The sequence below is a fragment of the Pseudomonas fluorescens genome (genome assembly GCF_902497855.1).
GTDB classification, from domain to species: Bacteria; Pseudomonadota; Gammaproteobacteria; order Pseudomonadales; family Pseudomonadaceae; genus Aquipseudomonas; species Aquipseudomonas fluorescens_BI.
The window spans coordinates 1-20,696 of record NZ_CABVHU010000010.1 but is presented as its reverse complement, the minus strand read 5'-3'; the positions used below and the strand labels follow the sequence as shown (position 1 = coordinate 20,696).

The 20,696-nt window shown below is 62.4% G+C and carries 16 protein-coding genes; 9 read left to right on the top strand and 7 right to left on the bottom strand.

Annotation, left to right across the window (positions count from 1 at the left end; translation table 11 throughout):
* The first annotated feature begins 234 nt into the window (after positions 1–234).
* The 9 genes from F8N96_RS19880 to F8N96_RS19840 all read left to right on the top strand — a co-directional run bounded on the left by F8N96_RS19880 (position 235) and on the right by F8N96_RS19840 (position 11,724).
* A complete protein-coding gene (locus F8N96_RS19880; RefSeq protein ID WP_150799250.1) occupies positions 235–1,197 on the top strand; it encodes an ABC transporter substrate-binding protein in 963 nt (320 codons plus the stop codon).
* A 27-nt stretch (positions 1,198–1,224) separates the two neighbouring features.
* The gene (locus F8N96_RS19875) at positions 1,225–2,571 is read left to right on the top strand and encodes an LLM class flavin-dependent oxidoreductase (protein ID WP_150799249.1); all 1,347 of its coding nucleotides are present in this window, start codon (positions 1,225–1,227) and stop codon (positions 2,569–2,571) included.
* Positions 2,568–3,251, top strand: a complete 684-nt coding sequence (locus F8N96_RS19870) for a peroxiredoxin-like family protein (protein WP_150799248.1) — start codon at positions 2,568–2,570, stop codon at positions 3,249–3,251. Before F8N96_RS19875 ends, F8N96_RS19870 begins: the two co-directional genes overlap by 4 nt.
* Positions 3,252–3,264: 13 nt before the next feature.
* Positions 3,265–4,275 carry an ABC transporter substrate-binding protein gene (locus tag F8N96_RS19865; protein ID WP_150799247.1) on the top strand — a complete coding sequence of 337 codons (1,011 nt, stop codon included), beginning with the start codon at positions 3,265–3,267 and terminating at the stop codon, positions 4,273–4,275.
* A gap of 191 nt (positions 4,276–4,466) precedes the next feature.
* Positions 4,467–5,654 carry an acyl-CoA dehydrogenase family protein gene (locus F8N96_RS19860; protein ID WP_150799246.1) on the top strand — a complete coding sequence of 396 codons (1,188 nt, stop codon included), beginning with the start codon at positions 4,467–4,469 and terminating at the stop codon, positions 5,652–5,654.
* Positions 5,651–6,610, top strand: coding sequence for a D-isomer specific 2-hydroxyacid dehydrogenase family protein (locus F8N96_RS19855; RefSeq protein ID WP_150799245.1), 960 nt, complete (start codon positions 5,651–5,653; stop codon positions 6,608–6,610). Before F8N96_RS19860 ends, F8N96_RS19855 begins: the two co-directional genes overlap by 4 nt.
* A gap of 491 nt (positions 6,611–7,101) precedes the next feature.
* A complete protein-coding gene (locus tag F8N96_RS19850) occupies positions 7,102–8,676 on the top strand; it encodes a flavin monoamine oxidase family protein (RefSeq protein ID WP_150799244.1) in 1,575 nt (524 codons plus the stop codon).
* Between the two features lie 24 nt (positions 8,677–8,700).
* Positions 8,701–9,198, top strand: coding sequence for a RidA family protein (locus F8N96_RS19845; protein WP_150799243.1), 498 nt, complete (start codon positions 8,701–8,703; stop codon positions 9,196–9,198).
* Positions 9,199–9,234: 36 nt separating this feature from the next.
* Entirely contained in the window at positions 9,235–11,724 is a 2,490-nt protein-coding gene (locus F8N96_RS19840; RefSeq protein ID WP_150799242.1) for a TonB-dependent receptor plug domain-containing protein, read from the top strand.
* A gap of 823 nt (positions 11,725–12,547) precedes the next feature.
* Here F8N96_RS19840 and F8N96_RS19835 read toward each other — a convergent pair.
* The 7 genes from F8N96_RS19835 to F8N96_RS19805 form a co-directional block, all read right to left on the bottom strand.
* Entirely contained in the window at positions 12,548–14,818 is a 2,271-nt protein-coding gene (locus F8N96_RS19835; RefSeq protein WP_150799241.1) for a molybdopterin guanine dinucleotide-containing S/N-oxide reductase, read from the bottom strand.
* A 217-nt stretch (positions 14,819–15,035) separates the two neighbouring features.
* The gene (locus tag F8N96_RS19830; RefSeq protein ID WP_150799240.1) at positions 15,036–15,830 is read right to left on the bottom strand and encodes an ABC transporter ATP-binding protein; all 795 of its coding nucleotides are present in this window, start codon (positions 15,828–15,830) and stop codon (positions 15,036–15,038) included.
* Positions 15,824–16,822, bottom strand: a complete 999-nt coding sequence (locus F8N96_RS19825) for an ABC transporter permease (RefSeq protein WP_150799239.1) — start codon at positions 16,820–16,822, stop codon at positions 15,824–15,826. The genes F8N96_RS19830 and F8N96_RS19825 overlap by 7 nt, the downstream gene beginning before the upstream one ends.
* Entirely contained in the window at positions 16,809–17,882 is a 1,074-nt protein-coding gene (locus F8N96_RS19820; protein ID WP_150799238.1) for an ABC transporter substrate-binding protein, read from the bottom strand. Before F8N96_RS19820 ends, F8N96_RS19825 begins: the two co-directional genes overlap by 14 nt.
* 28 nt (positions 17,883–17,910) lie before the next feature.
* Positions 17,911–19,236 carry an LLM class flavin-dependent oxidoreductase gene (locus F8N96_RS19815; protein WP_150799237.1) on the bottom strand — a complete coding sequence of 442 codons (1,326 nt, stop codon included), beginning with the start codon at positions 19,234–19,236 and terminating at the stop codon, positions 17,911–17,913.
* A gap of 9 nt (positions 19,237–19,245) precedes the next feature.
* Entirely contained in the window at positions 19,246–20,187 is a 942-nt protein-coding gene (locus F8N96_RS19810) for an aliphatic sulfonate ABC transporter substrate-binding protein (RefSeq protein ID WP_150799236.1), read from the bottom strand.
* A 242-nt stretch (positions 20,188–20,429) separates the two neighbouring features.
* Positions 20,430–20,645: a TOBE domain-containing protein gene (locus tag F8N96_RS19805; protein WP_059404251.1), complete on the bottom strand. Its 216-nt coding sequence runs from the start codon at positions 20,643–20,645 to the stop codon at positions 20,430–20,432.
* Positions 20,646–20,696: the final 51 nt, after the last annotated feature.

Sequence of the window (20,696 nt, the reverse complement as noted above, 5' to 3'; positions counted from 1 at the left end):
CGCAATGCATGAAAAACCATGGTGCCTGTTTCGCGGGCAAGCCTCGCTCCCACAGGCTGACCATTAAATGCATTTATTTGATAATCATCACATTCATAATCACTTAACTTAATAATTAGCTTATAACCATAAAGAATTTCACATCGAGTTTTTATAGAGATAACGTCAACCACAGACCGACCCCTTCTCCAGGCGGAGGCCACACGAAGCGCAACAACCTGCCTGGAGTTCCACATGTCATTCAAACCCCTGTTGTTGAGCCTGATCTGCACCCTGGGCTGCACCGCATTCAGCCACGCCGCCGACCTTCAACCCTTGCTGGTGGCCAATCAGAAGTCCTCGATCAAGGTGCTGCTGGAGGTCTCCGGTGAACTGAAGAACGTGCCCTACGACATCCAGTTCTCCGAGTTCCCGGCCGCCGCCCCGTTGGGCGAAGCGCTGAATGCCGGCGCCGTGGACATCGGCGCCCTGGGGGATGCGCCCTACGTGTTCGCCCTCGGCGCCGGTGCACCGATCAAGGTGGTCAGCATCGTGCATGCCGAGGGACGCTACACCACCGCGATCCTCGCGCCCAAGGATTCACCGCTGAACGACGCCAGCGATCTCAAGGGCAAGAAGATCGTCACCACCCGCGGCTCCATCGGCCACTTCCTGGCGATCAAGGCCTTGCGCAGCGTCGGCCTGAGCACCAGCGACGTGCAGTTCATCTACTTGTTGCCAAGCGAGTCGCGCATCCTGCTGGACAACGGCAGTGCCGACGCCTGGTCGACCTGGGATCCCTACACCACCATTTCCACCACCCAGAATCAGGCCAAGGTCCTGGCCAGTGGCGCCACCCTGCTGACCAACCATTTGTACCTGGCCGCCACCAGCCAGGCCATCGCCGGCAAACGCCAGCAACTCGAAGACTTCGTCGCCCGGGTCGATCGCGCCTACCGCTGGACCAACGCCCACCCCGAGGAATACGCCGCCGCCCAGGCGCGAGTGACCGGCTTGCCGCTGGCGGTGCATGTCGCCGTGGCCAAAGGCACCCACATGGAACCCGTGGAGATTGACGACAAGGTCATCAGCGGCCTGCAAACCACCGCCGACATCTATCAGGAAGAGGGAATCCTCAGCAAACACATCGACGTCTCCCAAGGCTTCGACAAGAGCTTCAACGCCAAACGCGCCCAACTTAGCCAGGCATCGCGCTAACGATGCGACTGAACCAGGAGTAGAACCATGAGCAAGCAACGCCAACTGAAACTCGGTGCGATGGTCCATGGCGTCGGCCATGGCTGGGGCGAATGGCGCCACCCGCAGGCCCTGGCCAATGCCAGCGTGAACTTCGATTTCTACAAGCAGCAGACGCAACTGGCAGAAGCCGCGAAGTTCGACTTCGTGTTCATCGCCGACAGCCTGCACATCCATGAGAAGTCCAGCCCGCACTACCTCAATCGCTTCGAGCCGCTGACCATTCTCTCGGCCCTGGCTGCCACTACGCGGCACATCGGCCTGGTGGCAACCGTGACCGTCAGCTACACCGAACCCTTCCAGGTCGCGCGCCAGTTTGCGTCCCTGGACCACATCAGCGGCGGTCGCGCCGGCTGGAATGTGGTCACCTCCTGGCTCAGCGGCACCGCCGACAACTTCGGCAAGGCCGAGCACCCGCCGCATGCCGTGCGCTACCGCATCGCCAGGGAACATGTGGCGGTGGTCAAGGGCTTGTGGGATTCCTGGGAAGACGACGCCTTCGCCTACGACAAGCAGAGCGGCGAGTTTTTCACCCCCGGCAAGCTGCATGCCTTGGAACACAAGGGTGAATTCTTCTCGGTGAAAGGCCCGCTGAACATCGCCCGTTCCCGGCAAGGTCAGCCGGTAATTTTCCAGGCCGGCACCTCCGAGGCGGGACGCAATTTCGCCGCTGAAAACTCCGATGCGATTTTCGTCAGCCCCGAGTCCTTCGACGAAGCCCGTGCTTACTATCAGGACCTGAAACAACGGGCCAGCGGCTTCGGCCGGGAGGCCCAGAAGCTGTCGATCCTGCCGGGCATCCGCCCGATCGTCGGGCGTGATGAAGCGGAAGTTGAAAGCCGTTATCGGCAAGCCGTGGAACTGGTGACCATCGAGGATGCCATCGTCGCCCTCGGCCGGCCGTTCAACGACCATGACTTCAGCCAGTACCCGCTGGATGCGCCGTTTCCCGAGCTGGGCGACCTGGGTTCCAACAGCCAGAAAGGCGGATCGGACCGGATCAAGCAGCTTGCCCGGGAAGAAGGCCTGACCTTGCGCGAAGTCGCCCTGCGCTTCTCCCGGCCACGGCGTGATTTCGTCGGCACGCCCGAACAGGTGGCCGATGCCCTGCAGACCTGGTTCGAACATGGCGCCGCGGACGGTTTCATCATCAACTCGCTATTGCCGGATGGCCTGCAATATTTCACTGAACTGGTGGTGCCGGTGCTGCAACAGCGTGGTCTGTTTCGCGATGAGTACAGTGGCAGCACCCTGCGCGACAACCTCGGTCTCGAGGTACCGGCCAACCGACATTCCGTCACTCAGGTTGAAGAGCACAGCGAGGCACTGGCATGAGCGAATCCCTCAACCGCCTGTTGGCGAACCTGCATGCCGAACGCGTGGCGAGCTGGGAGCCGGCGGCCCTGCAAGTCAATATCGATCAACGCCAACGCCTGGTGGACGAAGCACGGGTCGACGACTTCGTCAGGGCCGGCGATTCGCTCGAGCCCTTCACCCTGTTGAAGGTCGAAGGCGGCAGCCTGAGCCGCGACGAGTTGCTCGCCAACGGTCCGGCGGTGCTGATTTTCTTCCGGTTCGCCGGTTGCCCGGCCTGCAATATCGCCCTGCCCTATTACCAGCGCCGGCTCTATCCGCACCTGCAGGCGCTGGGGGTGCCGCTGGTAGCGGTCAGCCCGCAGGTGCCGGAAAAACTGGTGGCGATCAAGACCCGCCATAACCTTGGACTGCAAGTGGCCAGTGACCCGGACAATAGCCTCGGCCGGCGCCTGGGCATTCTCTACAGCTTCGATGAAGCGTCACGTAAAGCGGCACTGGCCAAGGGCAAGGGCATCGGCGAAACCACCGGCACCGGTACCTGGGAATTGCCGCAGCCCACCGTGGTGGTCATCGCCCGGGACGGCACGGTGGCCTTCGCCGAAGTCAGCCCCGACTGGCTGGTGCGCACCGAAGCCGACCCCGTGTTGCGCGCGGTCGAACAGCTGCTGGGGCAAACACCCTTGCGACTCGCCATCTGACAAGAGCCTGACCGTGACGAAAAAGATCACACAGGGACAGTTCAATCGTCGCGGCTTCCTTACGGCCAGTTCCATCGCCCTTGGCGCATTGGGGCTGTCTTCCCTGGGACTGGCACCGCGTGCATTCGCCCAAGCCAACAGGTTCTCGGACCTGACCCTGGGCGTCGCCACCTATCGCGGCCAGGACTCGTACTTCACCGAAGACGCCGGCACCGCCCATACCCCCTACAAAGTCGATTACTCGGAATTCGCCGGCGGTAACCTGATCGTCGAAGCCTTGGCCTCGGGCAGTCTGGACGTCGGCGGCATGAGCGAGATTCCACCGATCTTCTCGATCCAGAGCCATCGCCAACCGCGGCTGATCGCGGTGCTGCAAGGCGATGTGAACAACCAGGTGTTCCTCATCCCCAAGGATTCGAACCTGGAATCGGTGGCGCAACTGCGCGGCAAGCGGGTCGGCTACGTGCGCTCCACCACTTCGCACTATTTCCTGATCAAGGCGCTGAAGGAACAAGGCCTGACCCTGAAGGACATCACCCCGGTGGCGCTCACGCCCCAGGATGGTTTCAGTGCGTTCCAGAGCGGCCAGCTCGATGCCTGGGTGATCTACGGCGTGTTTATCCAGCTGGCGAAATTCCGCAGTGGCGCCCGGGTGCTGAAGACCGCCCTGGGTTATCTGTCGGGCAACTATCTGATCGCCGCGCGCCCCGCCGCCCTGGAAGACCCGTTGCGCAAGCAGGCGATCCAGGACTACCTGCAGCGCCAGGCCCGCACGCTGGAATGGATCAACGACAACCCCGAGCCCTGGGCGGCGAAATCGGCGCAATTGCTGGGGGTGGACAAGGCGGTGTTTCTCGACATGTACAACAGCCGTAGCCAGGCGTCGAAAATCATCGCGGTGAACGATCAGGCCATCGCCTCGCAGCAGGAGGTTGCCGATCTGTTCTTCGATGCGGGCGTGTTGAGCGAACGGCTCGATGTCAGTCCGTTGTGGGACAAGAATTTTCCGTTGTTGCCGCTTTAAAGCCATGAGGCCATACACAGAAGGTGTGAACAACACAGACCAACTGTAGGAGCCGGCTTGCCAGCGAAAGCGGTGTATCAGGCCACATCGATGGTGTCTGACCCACCGCTTTCGCCAGCAAGCCGGCTCCTACAGGGGGCTGTGTCGCACAAACAGATACCGGCTCTCTCCTTTTTTCGAGTAAATCCACCATGAGTCTTTCTCCCCAACATTCCCCACCCCTGCGATCCGTCGACGTGGCCAATTTCGAAGCCTTGCTCGAAAACATCGGCGCACAACTGGCCGCCACGGCCCACCTGTATGACGAGAGCGGCGCCTTCCCCCACGACAACTTCAAGCTGTTGCACGAGCATGGCCTGGTGGCGCTGACCGTGCCCAAAGCCCTGGGCGGTGGCGGCGCGAACCTGGCACAGGCACGCAAGGCCATCAGCGCCATCGCCAAGGGCGAGCCCTCCACCGCCTTGATCCTGGTGATGCAATACCTGCAGCACTCCCGTTTGCAAGACAGTCGAAGCTGGCCCGACGCGCTGCGCCAGCAGGTGGCCCGGGACGCCGTCGAGCATGGCGCGCTGATCAACGCCTTGCGCGTCGAACCAGACCTGGGCACCCCGGCCCGCGGCGGCCTGCCGGCGACCATCGCCAGGCGTACCGCGGCGGGCTGGCGGATCAGCGGGCGGAAAATCTACTCCACCGGCAGCCATGGCCTGAGCTGGTTCAGCGTCTGGGCGCGCAGCAACGACGAAGACCCGCTGGTCGGCGCCTGGCTGGTGCACAAGGACACGCCGGGCATCAGCATCATTGAGGATTGGGACCATCTGGGCATGCGCGCCACCTGCAGCCATGAGGTGGTGTTCGACAACGTGCTGGTGCCGCTGGAGCACGCGGTCAGCGTCAGCCGCTGGAGCGCGCCGCAACCGGAACTCGACGGCGACGGGTTGCTGTGGATGTCGGTGTTGCTGTCCTCGGTCTACGACGGCGTCGCCCAGGCCGCCCGCGACTGGCTGGTGGGCTGGCTGGAAACCCGCGTACCGTCCAACCTCGGCGCGGCATTGGCGACCCTGCCGCGCTTTCAGGAAACCGTCGGCCACATCGACACCCTGCTGTTCGCCAACCGCAGCCTGCTCGATTCCGCCGCCGAGGGCCGCACCTCGGCCGGTCACGCGGCGCAACTGAAATTCCTGGTCACCGGCAACGCCATCCGCGCCGTCGAGCTGGCCATCGAGGCCTCCGGCAATCCCGGCCTGTCTCGCACCAACCCACTGCAACGGCATTATCGCGACGTGCTCTGCAGCCGGGTTCACACGCCGCAAAACGACGCCGTCCTGCAAGGCGTCGGCAAAGCGGTCTTCGCCCAGCGCCAGCCAAAGGAACGCCCATGAGCCCGCTCGTCATCGCCAGCCAACTGGATGAAGATTTCAACGAAGTGATCCGCCAGCGCCTCGCGCACAGCCACCCGGGAGCCCGTGTCATAGGCGTGCCGGCTGGAGTGCCGAGCGACCTGCCGGCCGAGGTCGGCATCCTGCTGGCGCGGCCGATCAATGTGCGCGGTTATCAAGCGCCGGATACGCCACCACCAGGTTGGCCCTATGGCTTGAAGTGGATTCAGGTGGTGTCCTCGGGCATCGACTTCTACCCGAAATGGCTGTTCAACGGCCCACCGGTGAGCACCTCCCGCGGCAGCGCCGCGGAGAACATCGCCGAGTTCGCCCTGGCCGCGATTTTCGCTGCGGCCAAGCGTCTGCCGGACATTTGGGTACATGACTCGCAATGGAATTTCACCGCGTTGACGCCGCTCAAGGGCACCACCCTGGGGATTCTGGGGTTCGGCGCGATTGGCCGCAGCCTGGCGACCAAGGCCCATGCCCTGGGCATCAAGGTGTTGGCGTTGCGCCAGAGTGAAACGCCGTTCGAGGTTGAAGGAGTCGAAGCAGCAAGGGATATCCATGATCTGTTTGCCCGCGCCGATCACCTGGTGCTGGCCGCACCCTTGACCACCTCGACCCGGCATATCGTCGACCGCGCCGTGCTCGCCAGCGCCAAACCCGGCCTGCACCTGATCAACATCGCCCGGGGTGGCCTGCTCGACCATGGGGCGCTACTGGAGGCGCTGGACACGGGCAGCGTCGGCCTGGCGTCACTGGACGTCACCGAACCCGAGCCCTTGCCGGACGGGCACCCGCTCTACGCCCACCCACGGGTGCGCCTGTCGCCCCATACCTCGGCGATTTCCAGCAACAGTCGCCACGAGATTGCCGACAGTTTCCTGGCCAATCTTGAACGCTTTCTCAATGGCCTGGCGCTGGAGAATCAGGCGAACGTACAGCGCGGGTATTGAGTCCAGCCCCTTAGGGTAAGGGCACTGCAATCCATGTGGGAGCGGCGGTGCGACGATTCGACTTGCTCGCGAAGAGGGAGTGTCAGTCGACATCAATGTTGTCTGATACACCGCCTTCGCGAGCAAGCCCACACACACATTGGCTCCGTGCAGCCGTTAGAAAACAACATCAGCTTTACGCATTTACATCAGACATTTAATGCCTATTTTTTATAATTACCTTATAACTATTTGGACTTTTACAGCGCCTGTTTATACAAATATTGTTACAACCATAACCGACCCCTGACCAGGTGGAGGCCCACGGAACTGCACGTTTTTCCGGCCGACATCACTCCACGGTCACTGCGACACCCAAACCCGAATCCGGCTCAAGCCGCCCCCGCCATGGCTTGCAAACCCTGGCTACGGCAACGCTTTGGCCAAAAAACATAACGACACAACGCTGCACCCATTTTGAACGATGTGCAGGCAGCCCAAGGAGCAACACTATGGCTTTCACCCGCAGGGAACTGATCTCCCGCATTGCCGCCGTCGGTGGCTATTCCGCCGCTGTCAGCGCCCTCGGTGCACTGGGGCTGACGCCTCAGGCCGTGGCGGCAAGTTTCAACCCGCTGCAACTGGGCAGCAGCGGCAAAGGCAAGCATGTGGTGGTGGTCGGGGCCGGTATTTCCGGGCTGGTCAGTGCCTACGAACTGCGCAAGGCCGGCTTCACCGTGACGATTCTCGAAGCCCGCGAGCGGGTGGGCGGGCGCAACTGGACGTTGCGGCGCGGCAGCAAGATCGATTTCGACGACGGTGTCAGCCAGACCGTCGACTTCGATGACGGGCAGTTTTTCAACGCCGGCCCCGCACGCATTCCCAGCCATCACCAGACTATCCTCGGCTACTGCCGCGAGTTGGGTGTAGAGCTGCAAGTGCTGGTCAACAGCAGCCGCAACGCCTTGGCCTTGCCGGACCCGAAAAAACCGGCGTTCCAGTTGCGCCAGGCGGTCAACGACACCCGTGGGCAGCTCTCCGAATTGCTGGCGCGCACCGTCAGCCGCAAAGCGCTGGACCAGGACCTGACTGCCGACGACCGTCAGGCGCTGTTGAGTTTCCTCAAGGTCTACGGCGATCTGAATGCCGACTTGCAATACAAGGGTTCGGTGCGCTCCGGTTACACCCGCGTGCCCGGTGCCGGCGACCAGACCGGCATCACCCGCGCGCCGCTGGAGCTGCAGACCCTGCTCAACCCCAAGCTCTGGGGCGCGCTGGTGTTCGATGAAATCCCCGAATTCTCCTCGACCATGTTCCAGCCAGTGGGCGGCATGGACCGGATTCCCCATGCGTTCCATGAACAGCTCAAGGACGCGGTGCGCTTCAACGCCGAAGTCAGCGACATCCAGACCGCAGAACTTGGCAGCCGCATCACCTACCGGGATCGCAAGACCGGTGCCACCCAGACCCTCAACGCCGATTACGCCATCGTCACCGTGCCCCTGCCGCTACTGGCCAAACTGCCAAGCAATTTCAGCCAGCCCTTCAAGCAAGCGATTCTCAGCGCGCAGAGCGATCAGGCGAACAAGGTGGCCTGGCAGTCGCCACGGTTCTGGGAAACCGACTTCAACATCTACGGCGGGCTCTCTTACCTGGACCATGAAGTCAAAGGCTTGTGGTACCCCAGCGATCGTTTGAACAGCGCCCAGGGGATTCTGGTGGCGGCCTACAACACCAGCGAGTCGGCCCAGGCCTTCAGCAGGAAATCCCTCGCCGAACAGTTCGCCTCTTCCCGGCAAGCGGTGGAACTGCTGCATCCCGGACACAGCACCAAGTTGCAAAAACCGGTGGCGATCAACTGGGCCAAGGTGCCTTTCAGCAACGGCCCGTGGATCGTCAATGACGAGGTCGGCGAGAGCGCTTATCGGATCCTCAACGAGCCTCAAGGTCGCACCTATCTGGCCAGCGATGCCCTGGCTCATGGTGGCGTCGGCATCTGGCAGAACAGCGCCGCCGACTCGGCGCGGCGCATCGTTTCGCTGATTGGCCGCCATGCCGAACGTCAGCAACCGGGCGTTGCCGCCTGACTTTGTTAATTAAAGGACTGAACGATGAAAACCATGACGTTGCTCACAGGACTCCTCATGACCGCCACCGCTCTCACCAGCCACGCCGACGAGATCAAACGCATCGCCCTGCCCAATTCCAATTTTCCGATATCCCTGGCGGTGTCGGTGCCGGCGCAAACCGACCTGTTGTTCGTCAGTGGCCTATTGGCCGACCTGCATGACCCGAAAGCACCCAAGGACTCCTTCGCCGCCTATGGCGATACCGCAACCCAGACCACCTCGATCCTCAACAAGCTCAAAGGCGTGCTGCAGGGCCAAGGGCTGGACCTGGGCGATGTGGTGCAACTGCGAGTGTTCCTGGTGGGTGACCCGGCCAAGGGCGGCAATCTCGACTTCGCCGGACTGCAGGAAGGCTATACGCCATTCTTCGGCAGCGCCGCGCAACCGAACAAACCGGCACGCACCGCGGTTCAGGTGGTGGCCCTGCCGCTGCCCGGCGGCCTGGTCGAAATCGAGGCTGTCGCCGCGCGCAAGCAATGACATGGGCATCACCCGACTTTCAGGAGCTTCACCCTCATGTTCAAACGCCAAGAGCGCCGAATAGCGCCAACCTGCCGTCCCTTACTACTGCCACTGTCGATTGCCTGCGGTCTCGCCTCGTACAACGTGGAAGCCGCCGACACCAGCGCTCCCACCCTCAATACGGTGGTCGTCACCGGCAACCGTGGCACCGAGCAACGCACCGTGACCACCAGCCCGACGCCGATCGACGTGGTCACCGGCGAACAACTGCGCTCGGTGGGCAAACCGAGCCTGCTGGAGGCGCTGAGTAAATTCATCCCCTCCTTCAACCTGCCCGACCGCGCGGGCTGGGATGCCAGCGGCGTAGTGCGCTCGGCCACCCTGCGCGGCCTGACCGCGTCCCATGTGCTGGTGCTGGTCAATGGCAAGCGCCGGCACACCAGTGCGACGTTGAACATCAACGGCATCAACAGCGGCGCGGCGCCCAGCGACCTCGACCTGATTCCGGTGGCGTCCATCGATCATATCGAGGTGCTGCGCGATGGCGCGGCGGCCCAATACGGATCGGATGCGATTTCCGGAGTGATCAACATCATCCTCAAGCAAACCACCGGCGGCAGTTCCGATACCACCCTGGGGCAGAACTACGACGGCAAGCGCGGCACCGGAACTGAAGCGCTCAATTACGGTTTTGAAGTCGGCGAGGCCGGCGTGCTCAACGTCTCGCTCGACACCCGCTACCAGGAACGCGACAACAAGGCCGGCAGCAACGGCTACAGCTCGCATTACTATCCACTGGCCGACGGCTCGCCCGACCCGCGCGAAGCCACCGCCAGCCATCACACCTACAAAGGTTATGGCTTGCCGCGCAGTCAGTTGGCCGATGTCGCCTATAACCTCGACCTGCCACTGAACGATGCCGTTACCCTGTATTCGTTCTCGACCCTGGCTACCCGAGAGAACAACGACGGCCAGAACTTCCGCCTGCCGAGCGGGCGCAACACCATCACCACCGGCCCCAACGGTTATCCCGATGGTTACAGCCCGTACTGGCTGATCAACGAAACCGACTTCCAGTCCGCATTCGGGGCCAGGGGCGACGATATCGGCGGCTGGGCCTGGGACCTGAGCAGCACCTATGGCCGCAACTACGCCAAGCAACGCACCTACAACAACCAGAACCCGTCGCTGGGTGAAAACACCCCCAACAAATTCACCTCCGGCATTTACATCGCCGATCAGCTGACCAGCAACCTGGACCTGAAAAACAGCTACGAGATCGGCCTGGCCAAGCCACTGGACGTGGCCTTCGGCTTCGAGCATCGGCGTGAAAGCTACGAGACCCGAGCAGGGTCAGAAGCCTCGTATATCGACGGTGGCTACGTGTTTCCGGCCGGCCATCCACGCGCCGGGGAACGCCCCGATCCGGGCGCCCAGGTCACCAACGGCATCACCCCGAACGATGCGCAGAAGATAAGCCGCAACAGTGTCGCCAGCTACATCGACCTGGGTTTCTATCCGGTCGAGCAGTGGTACCTGGGGGTGGCCGCACGTTATGAGCATTACAACGAAGGGGTCGGCGCAACCCGCAGCGGCAAGCTCAGCACCCGTTACGAATTCAACCCGGTGTTTTCGCTGCGCGGCACTATCAGCAACGGCTTTCGCGCGCCGTCGCTGGCCAACCAGATCTTCACCGCGCGCTCGACCGGGTTCGATACCATCAATGGCGTCTACCAGTCTTACAACTACGTGATTTTGCCGGTGGATTCGGCTGGCGCCCAGGCGCTGGGGGCCGAGTCGCTCAAGCCCGAGCGCTCGACCAACTTCAGCCTCGGTTTCGCCCTGACCCCCAGCGACGACCTGAGCCTGACCGTGGACGGCTACGTGATCAACCTGCGCGACCGCCTGGTGCTCAGCGAACGCTTCCAGGGACCGGGCGTCGCCGCCCTGCTCGACAGCATCGGCGTGCCGGCCACCGCCGGGGCGCAGTACTTCAGCAATGGCGCCAACACCCGCACCTCGGGGGTCGATGTGGTGGGTAACTATCGGCAGGACCTGAACCGGTTCGGCTCGGTGCGCTGGACCGCGGCGCTGAACTACAACCACACGCAAATCCTCAGCGTCAACGAAACCCCATCGCAGCTCACGGCTTTGGGCAGCAACTTTCAATTGCTCGGGCGCCAGTCGCGGGCGTTGATTACCAAGACCTCCCCCAGCAGCAAGATGATTTTCTCCGCCGACTGGGCGATCCGCGACTTCGACGTCAACCTGCGATTGACTCGTTATGGCACCTACACCGAGGTCAACAGTTCAAGCGATCCGAGCCTGGATCGCGAATATTCGGCGAAATGGATTACCGACCTCGACGTGGCGTATGCGATCAACAAACAGCTGACCGTGGCTGTGGGTGCGCAGAACCTGTTTGATAAATATCCCGATCATATCGGCGTGCCCAATTCTTCGTTTGGTGATAACTGGGGCAGTTATTCGCCGTTTGGTTTTACGGGAGGCTATTACTACACCCGCCTGCAGTACGCGTTCTGATTCCTCCTAGCCAATATCTGTAGGAGCCGGCTTGCTGGCGAAGGCGTCTGCATGGGCGCTGCAAGGCTCGAGGCCGCTTTCGCTGGCAAGCCAGCTCCTACAGGGGGTCTTCTGTGAACACGAATTCGGTGAACGAAACTGATTACGTGTAGGAGCCGGCTTGCTGGCGAAGACGGCGGCACATTCAACAGAGGTGGTGGCTGGCAGACCGCTTTCGCTGGCAAGCCAGCTCCTACAGGGGGTCTTCTGTGAACACGAATTCGGTGAACGAAACTGATTACCTGTAGGAGCCGGCTTGCTGGCGAAGACGGCGGCACATTCAACAGAGGTGGTGGCTGGCAGGCCGCTTTCGCTGGCAAGCCAGCTCCTACAGGGGGTCTTCTGTGAACACGAATTCGGTGAACGAAACTGATTACGTGTAGGAGCCGGCTTGCTGGCGAAGACGGCGGCACATTCAACAGAGGTGGTGGCTGGCAGACCGCTTTCGCTGGCAAGCCAGCTCCTACAGGGGGTCTTCTGTGAACACGAATTCGGTGAACGAAACTGATTACGTGTAGGAGCCGGCTTGCTGGCGAAGACGGCGGCACATTCAACAGAGGTGGTGGCTGGCAGACCGCTTTCGCTGGCAAGCCAGCTCCTACAGGGGGTCTTCTGTGAACACGAATTCGGTGAACGAAACTGATTACGTGTAGGAGCCGGCTTGCTGGCGAAGACGGCGGCACATTCAACAGAGGTGGTGGCTGGCAGACCGCTTTCGCTGGCAAGCCAGCTCCTACAGGGGGTCTTCTGTGAACACCAGATCGGTGAAGGACGCCGATCACCGTCAAACCATCGACGGCGGCTCGAACGCCGTGACCGGGGGTAACGCCTGATCCCACTTCACGATCTCCACCGACGCGGTTTGCGCCGAGCAGCCCTGGGACAGGCTCGAAGCTCCGACATCGGCGGTGATCATGTTCGGGTTGCCATGTTTTTCCAGGCTGTTGCGCTCGCCAGGCATCCATGGATCGAACCAGGCCCCGGTGGCGATCTGCACCACGCCGGGGCGAATGCCGTCCGAGACAATCACCCCGGCCAGGAACGCGCCGCGCTCGTTGAACACCTTGACCACGTCGCCATCGACCAGGCCCCGGGCACGGGCGTCCGCGGGGTTGAGGGTCAGCGGTTCGCGCTCGCGTATCTTCGAGGAGCGGCTGTAGGCGCCGTGATCATATTGACTGTGCAGGCGGGTCTTCGGCTGGTTCGACAGCAACTGCAACGGATACGATGCCAGCGGCTTTTCCAGCCATACCGGATGACCGGGGCAATCGGCGTAGCCGAAGCTGGCGATGCGTTCAGAGAAGATTTCGATCCGTCCCGAAGGTGTCGGCAGCGGATGGGCATCCGGGTCTTCGCGGAAAGATTTGAGCAGAACAGTATCGTTGTCGGGGTAATCGATTTCGAACAGGCCGTCACGCCAGAAGCTATCGAAGTCAGGCAGTTCGATCCCGTGTTCCTGCGCCCGGCCCCGGGACTCGTCATAGGTAAAGCGCAGCCAGGCCTCGGCGTCGCGACCTTCGGTGAAGGCGTCGCTGAAACCCAGCCTTCTGGCGATATCCGCCAGGATCGAATAATCGTCCCGTGACTCGCCCACCGGCTCGATCGCCTGGTGCATCGCGATCATGAAACGGTCCGAGGCGGCGCTGCCGATATCGTTGCGCTCCAGGGCCGTCGTCGCCGGCAGCACGATGTCCGAGTACTTGGCCTGGGCGGTCCAGAACTGCTCATGGACGACGATGGTTTGCGGCCGCTGCCAGGCCTCCAGTAGACGGTTGAGGTCCTGATGGTGATGGAAGATATTGCCCCCGGCCCAATAGACCAGGCGGATGTCCGGGTAATGCAACTGCTTGCCGTTGTAGTCGAAGGGCGCGCCTGGGTTGAGCAGCATGTCGGTGACCCGCGCCACCGGGATGAAATCCTTGACCGGATTGACCCCTTGGGAAAAGCGCGGTCCGGAAAATGCCTTGCGCCCGCTGCCGGTGTTGTTCATGCAGCCGTAACCCAAACCGAAACCACCGCCGGGCAGGCCGATCTGCCCGAGCAGCGCGGCCAGGGTCACGGTCATCCAGAACGGCTGTTCACCGTGCACCGCGCGCTGCAGGGAATAGGCAACGTTGATCAGGGTGCGCTGGCGAGCCATGCGCCGCGCCAGGTCGATAATCTGCTGTGCCGGAATGTCGGTCAGGGCCTGCGCCCACAGCGGGTCTTTGGGCTGACCGTCGACATGCCCGAGCAAGTACTGGCGAAAGGTCTCGTAGCCGACGGTGTAGCGCCGGACGAAGTCCTCGTTGTGCAACCCTTCGCTGACCAGCACGTAGGACAGCGCCATCATCAAAGCGGTGTCGCTGCCGGGGCGAACCGGCAGCCATTGAATATTTTTCGGCCCGGTCAGATCGTCGCGCAAGGGGCTGACGTTGACGAACTGCACGCCGGCCTCGGACATCTCCTCCAGCGCACGGGAGAGCAGATGCTCACTGGCGCCACCGGGGCTGGTCTGGGCGTTTTTTGCCGGCAGGCCACCGAAGGCGACGAACAGCTCGCAATGGCGGGCCAGGTTTTTCCATGAGGTATGGGCGGCCAGCAGCCAATCCATGTTGCCGACGATGTGCGGCATCAACACCCGCCCGGCGCCCAAGCTGTAGCTGTCCATGCTGAACACATAGCCGCCGAACAGATTGAGGAAACGGTGCAGCTGGCTTTGCGCATGGTGGAAACGCCCGGCGCTCCCCCAGCCGTAGCTGCCGCCAAAAATGGCCTGGTTGCCCTGCTCGGCCTTGACCCGTTTCAGCTGCCCGGCGACCAGGTCCAGGGCGACCTTCCACGACACTTCGACAAAGGGCTCCTGGCCGCGCAGCTCGGGGTGAGCACCGGGCTGCGCGAGATAACTGCGGCGCACCGCCGGTCGCAGGATTCGCGTCGGTGATGTGAGGGCGTCGGGAATCGAAGCGCCGATAGGCGACGGATCCGGGTCCCACTCCACCGGGTCCATCGCTTCCAGCTTTCCGTCGACGACCTGCGGGCGGTAGGCCCCCCAATGCATGGAAGTGAAACTCATGGGGCGATGATCTCCTTGGCGCTGCATCTCTTGTTCGCTGAAAAGGCCCGGCCCCTGTAGGAGCGAGCTTGCTCGCGATGGGCCTGAGGACGCCGCGATTAACCAGAAAACCCGCGTCATCGTTGACGTCCATCGCGAGCAAGCTCGCTCCTACAGGGTGCCGTGTTTAACCGGAAAATCCGCGTGATCGTTGACGTCTCTGGCATTCAACCCATGATTACCAGCTTTCCCCCAAGCCAAGCAAGCCCATGATCTGGCGACGCAGGTCCACCAGGTAAGGATCGTCGCGATGCCGCGGATACGGCCGTTCGATGGTCAATTGCGCCTTGATCGCCGCCGGCCGGTCGCTGAACACTATCACCCGATTGGCCAGCAGCAAGGCTTCTTCGACATCGTGGGTCACCAGCAGCGCGGTGTAGCCCTGGCGTTGCCATAAATCAATCAGCTCTTTCTGCATGGTGATGCGGGTGAGGGAGTCGAGTTTGCCCAGCGGCTCGTCGAGGATCAGCAGGCGCGGTTCGTTGACCAGCGCCCGGGCCAAGGCCACACGCTGGGCCATCCCGCCTGACAGCTGCCGCGGGTAAGCGCGGGCGAACTGGCTGAGGCCGACTTTTTCCAGGGCTGCATCGACCTTGGCCGAATGGGTTTTCAGCAGGCCCTGGGCTTCCAGGCCGAGGGCGACGTTGTCCCATACCCGGCGCCAGGGGTACAGCGTGGGATCCTGGAACACCACGACCCGACTCGGGTCTGGGCCGGCAATCGACACTCCGTCCGCCAGCAACCGGCCGGAATCGGCTGGCTCCAGCCCGGCCACCAGCCGCAGCAAGGTGGACTTACCGCACCCTGAAGGCCCGAGCAAGGCGACGAATTCGCCAGGGGCAACGTCAAGGGAAACCCGCTCCAGCACCGGCAAGTGCTGACCGTCCAGGGCGAACCCGTGACTCAGATTGTCGATGCGCAGGGCCAGTCCTGCCGAAGCCGACTCCGTTGTTGTTTGTGCCAGCGCTACCATTTCATCGCTCCTTTTTGCCACGCCAACAACCGGTCACGGACCAGGAACAGCGCGGAGATCAACCCCGAGCAAGCCAGTGCCATGATCAACAGCGCCGCATACATATTGGCGTAGGCCGCCCAGCCCTGGGCCCATTGCAGGTACCAGCCGATGCCAGCCTTGACCCCCATCATCTCCGCGACCACCAGGGTCGAGAACGAAGCGCCCAGCCCCATGAACAGACCCACGAACACGTGGGGCAACGCCGCAGGGATCGCCACTTTGAAAATCAGAAAGCCCTGCTTCGCACCCAGGGTCCGGGCCACGTCGTAATACGCCTTGTCGACGCTGGCCACGCCGGACCAGGTCAGCACCGTCACCGGGAACCAGGTCGCCAGGGCGATCAGGAACACGCTGGCACTCCAGCTGGTGGGAAACAGAAAGAAGCACAGCGGCAGCAAGGCCGTGGAAGGCACCGGCCCGAGAATGCGCAACACCGGGTGCAGCCAGTAGCCGATGCTGGTCGACCAACCGATGGCGACCCCGGCGACAAAACCCGTCGCAGCGCCCAGCGCTACGCCCGTGCCCAGCAGCAGCGCCGAATGCAGCAGGCTCTCGGCCAGGCGCGGCCAGTCTTCGACGTACACCGCGAGCAGTGCTTGCGGCGGTGCGAAAAATGGCACCGGCAGCAAGCCCAGCTTGGCAGTGAGCAACTCCCAGATAGCCAGCAGGAGCGGCAATGCGATCAACCAGGCGCCGGCTGCACGAATGCGCGTGGCGACCTTTGCCGACCAGCGACTGACAATGCCCAGCAGACCGATCAAGGCCGCCACCGCCAGGCACAGATTCGCCAGGCCCTGGGTCATCGGCCAGACCCGCGTGGCGTTGGGCCAATAGCTGATCAACAGCGCCACCGCGACCCAGGCCGTCACCGCCACCGCGCCTTGGCGCCACACCTTCAACGCCCGCGACGTCGCCGCTGGGGCCAGGGTTGAAATCTCAGCTGAAGACATCGGCGGTGATCTCCTTGGCAAACTCGCCGGCGTCAGTGCTCTGGCGAATGACTTCCACGGTTTTCAGGTCGCTGACGTAGGTGGTGATTTCCTGGGTCAGCAGCGCACCGACAGCATGATGGCCGTGGGTATGATCGTGCAGGATCGCCTCGACTTCCTCGACCGAGGTGTTCAGGGCATAGGCCTGGAACCCCTTGGCCACGGCCCGGGGATTTTTCACCGAGTAATCGTGGGCCTCGAGAATCGCCTGGGTCAGGGCCGCCGCCACGCGCTTTTCCTCACGCACCAGTTTGCCGGTCACCCCGACCACGCAGCAGCTGAGGTTGGCGTACTCCTCGACCAGGTTGGTCGACAGCTCCCGGGCCTGGCCGGCCTTGATCAGGCGGTACATGAACGGATCGCTGCCGCTGACCGCCTGGACTTCACCGCGCTCCAGCGCCGTGCCCAGCAGGTCCGCCGGGAACAGTCGCCAGTCGACATCGCGCACCGGATCGATGCCGTGCTTTTTCAGCAGGATCGAGAAGAAATTGCGATCGGGACTGGCCATGTCGGTGACGCCGATGGTCTTGCCCTTGAGGTCTTCGAGTTTATGCACGTCGCCATTGACCGCACTGAGCAAACGCAGGCAACCGCCGTGAGTGCCGGCGGTGAGCTTGACGTCGAAGCCCTGTTCCAGGGCCTTGAGCCAGCGCAATGCCATGCCGACGCCAGCATCGGCCTTGCCGGTGGCGATGGCTTCGAGCAGGACTTCGGTGGAGTTGCCAAAGTTGACCAGCTCGACATCCAGGTTGTGCTTCTTGAAAAAGCCTTGCCCATGGGCGATGACCACCGGCGCCAGGCACACCGCATTGAGGTTGACCGCCAGCTTCAGCGCCCGCGGTGCGTCCAGGCGGATGAACTCACCGGTGCCACCGGGTTCGCTTGCGCTGTCGACAGCGTGTCCGGCGTGTTCATCGGCGGCCAGGCTGGCGCGCGGCAACGACATCAGCAACGGACTCGCCAGGGCGACGCTGGCCAGGCCCAGCAGGTGACGACGGGTCAAACGATCGAAAACAGCCATGCAAATATCCCTTTGATTGATGGAGGTACTAGTCCTTCAGTCCGGCCAGCCCCAGATGCTCACGCAAGGTCGAGCCCTCGTAGGCGCGGCGGAACAAGCCCTTGCGTTGCAAATGAGGAATCACGCTCTCGACGAATTCGCTGAACGAGCCCGGCAGGTAAGCCGGCGAGATCACGAAACCGTCGCAGCCTTCGCCCAGGAACAGCTCGGCCAGTTGATCGGCGATTTGCGCGCCGGTGCCCACCAGTTGCGGTACGCGCACGCTGCTGGCGAAAATCCGTCCCAGTTGCTCCAGGGTGGTATCCGGGCCCTGCATCAGCAGCTTTTCGGCGGCGGCCGGATGGATCAGCGGCGACCGGGCGATCTCGGCCAGGGTCGCGGATAAAGGAAAAGGCGACAGGTCGACATTGAGTTGCGAGGCCAGGGTCACCAGGCCCAATTCGGGACGGGCCAGGGCGTTGTGCCGATCACGCTTGGCCCGCGCTTCGGCTTCACTGCCGCCAATGAACGGCATGACCGCCGTCAGCACTTTGCAGCTGTCGGCCTCGCGCCCTTGCTGCACGACCTGCGCCCGCACGTCGTCACGGAAGGCGCGCATGGCGTTCAAGTGCGGGTGAATGGTGAAGATCGCCTCGGCCCAGCGCGCGCCAAAACGCCGACCACGCCCGGATGAACCGGCCTGGATCAGCACCGGTCGCCCTTGTGGGGTGCGCGGAATATTCAGCGGGCCTTCGACCTTGAACCATTCCCCCTGGTGCTGCACCGACTGGATCAGTGACGGATCGGCCAACACCCCGCTTTCGCGATCGAGCTTGAGCGCATCCGCCCCCCAACTGCGCCACAGCTTCAACGCCACATCGACGAATTCGTCCGCGCGGTCGTAACGCAGGTCATGCTCCAGGTGTTTGTCCTTGCCGAACAGACGCCCTTCGCTGTCGTTCATCGAGGTCACGATATTCCAGGCCGCGCGGCCCCTGGACAAGTGATCCAGGGTGGCGAATTCCCGGGCGATATGCGCCGGTTCGTAATAGGTGGTGGAACGGGTGGCGCCCAGGCCCAGCTTGCGGGTCTGGCCGACCAGGTAGGACAGGATCGGCAACGGATCCAGGCGCGTCGCATCCTGGGCGCCGTAGCGCAAGGCCAGGTCCCGGGAGCCGCCCATCTGGTCACCGACTGCAAGGCGATCGGCGAAAAACAGAAAGTCGAACAAGCCCTCTTCCACCACTTTCGCGACGCGGGCGTAGTACTCGGGCTCAAGGTAGTTGCCGACGGTTTCAGGGTGACGCCACACCGCATGGCTGTGGACCACAGGCCCGGTCAGCAAAAAGGCGGACAGGTGAATTTGACGACTCATAACGCCCCCTTACTGCGCCTTCGGCGTCCAGACAGCGATGTCGGAGACCTTCAATGGCTTGGGCGTCAGCTTCGCCGCGTAATAGGTGTCGGCGATGCGTTGCTGCTCGGCCAGTTCATCGACCTTGACCGGCACGATGTCGTAGCTGCGGCGGGTGTTTGCCAGCTCCACCGTGGCCGGGGGAATGTTGCCCCACAGCGGTCCGAGAATCCTGGCCGCCTCTTGCGGGTGTGCTTTGACCCACTGCCCGGTCTCGCGCAGGGTGTCGAAGGTGACCTGCAGCACGTCCGGGTGCGCCTTGGCGAACTTCGACGTTGCCAGGTAGAAGCGGTTGTAGTTGGCGACCCCCTCCTTGCCATCGGCCAGCACGCGCACCTGATGCTCCCGTTGCTGGGTCGCCAGGAACGGGTCCCAGATGGCCCAGGCATCGACACTGCCGTTGGCGAATGCCGCGCCGCCGTCCGGTGCTTCCAGGTAACGCGGGGTGATGTCGGCGAGGGTCAGGCCGGCTTTTTTCAACGCCGAGATCAACAGGAAGTTGCTGCCCGAGCCCTTGGAAACGGCGACTGTCTTGCCCTTCAGATCAGCAACACTACGGATCGGTGAGTTGTCCGCAACGATGATCGCCTGGGCGCTGGACGATGGATTTTCCCTGGCGTAATACGTCAGCGGCGCATCGGCAGCCTGGGTGAACAGGGCAAAGGCGTCGGCGACATCGGCATGCAAATCGACGCTGCCGGCATTCAGGGAGCTGAGCAGGCCAGTGCTGAATTCATGCCAGTTGACGGTGAAGCCCATGGGTTTGAGGCGCTCCTCCAGCTGGCCGTTCTGCTTGAGCAGAATCCACAGGGTCGAGGAACGCTGGTAGCTGATATCGATGGCTTGCTGTGCATGAGCCCCGGCTGCGGCGAACAGCAGGCTGGCGGCGACGATGAGTTTTTTCAACTTCATGAAAGACCTTGGTGTGGGTTGGTTCGAAGTGGCCGAGCAAAAAACCGGGTCAGCCGTGTTGCGTCCAGCGAGGTTCAGAGGACCAGCCAAAAAGTAATTTTGATTATATTAGCGATGAATAATTATGAAAGAATCATATAATTATATGGTTATGCAGATTGCGCTGGACACTGATGAACGGCTTCGATATCTGCCCGACCGATCGCGGGAAAAAGAGTGTCGAAGCCGCGGGTCCGGCCCGGTCAGAGTTTGGCGATCGAGACCTCGGTAGATTTGACGAAGGCAATGACCTCGCTGCCGATCTTCAATTCAAGATCGCGCACCGAGCGGGTAGTGATCACGGAGGTGACGATGCCCGAGGCGGTTTGCACATCGATTTCGGAAACCACTTCGCCTTCCACGATTTCCTTGATGACACCCTTGAACTGGTTACGAACGTTGATCGCTTTTATGGTCATGGTGAGGCTTCCTGTCTGGTGTTGGGCGCACTGATGTGCAGGCCTCTAAGG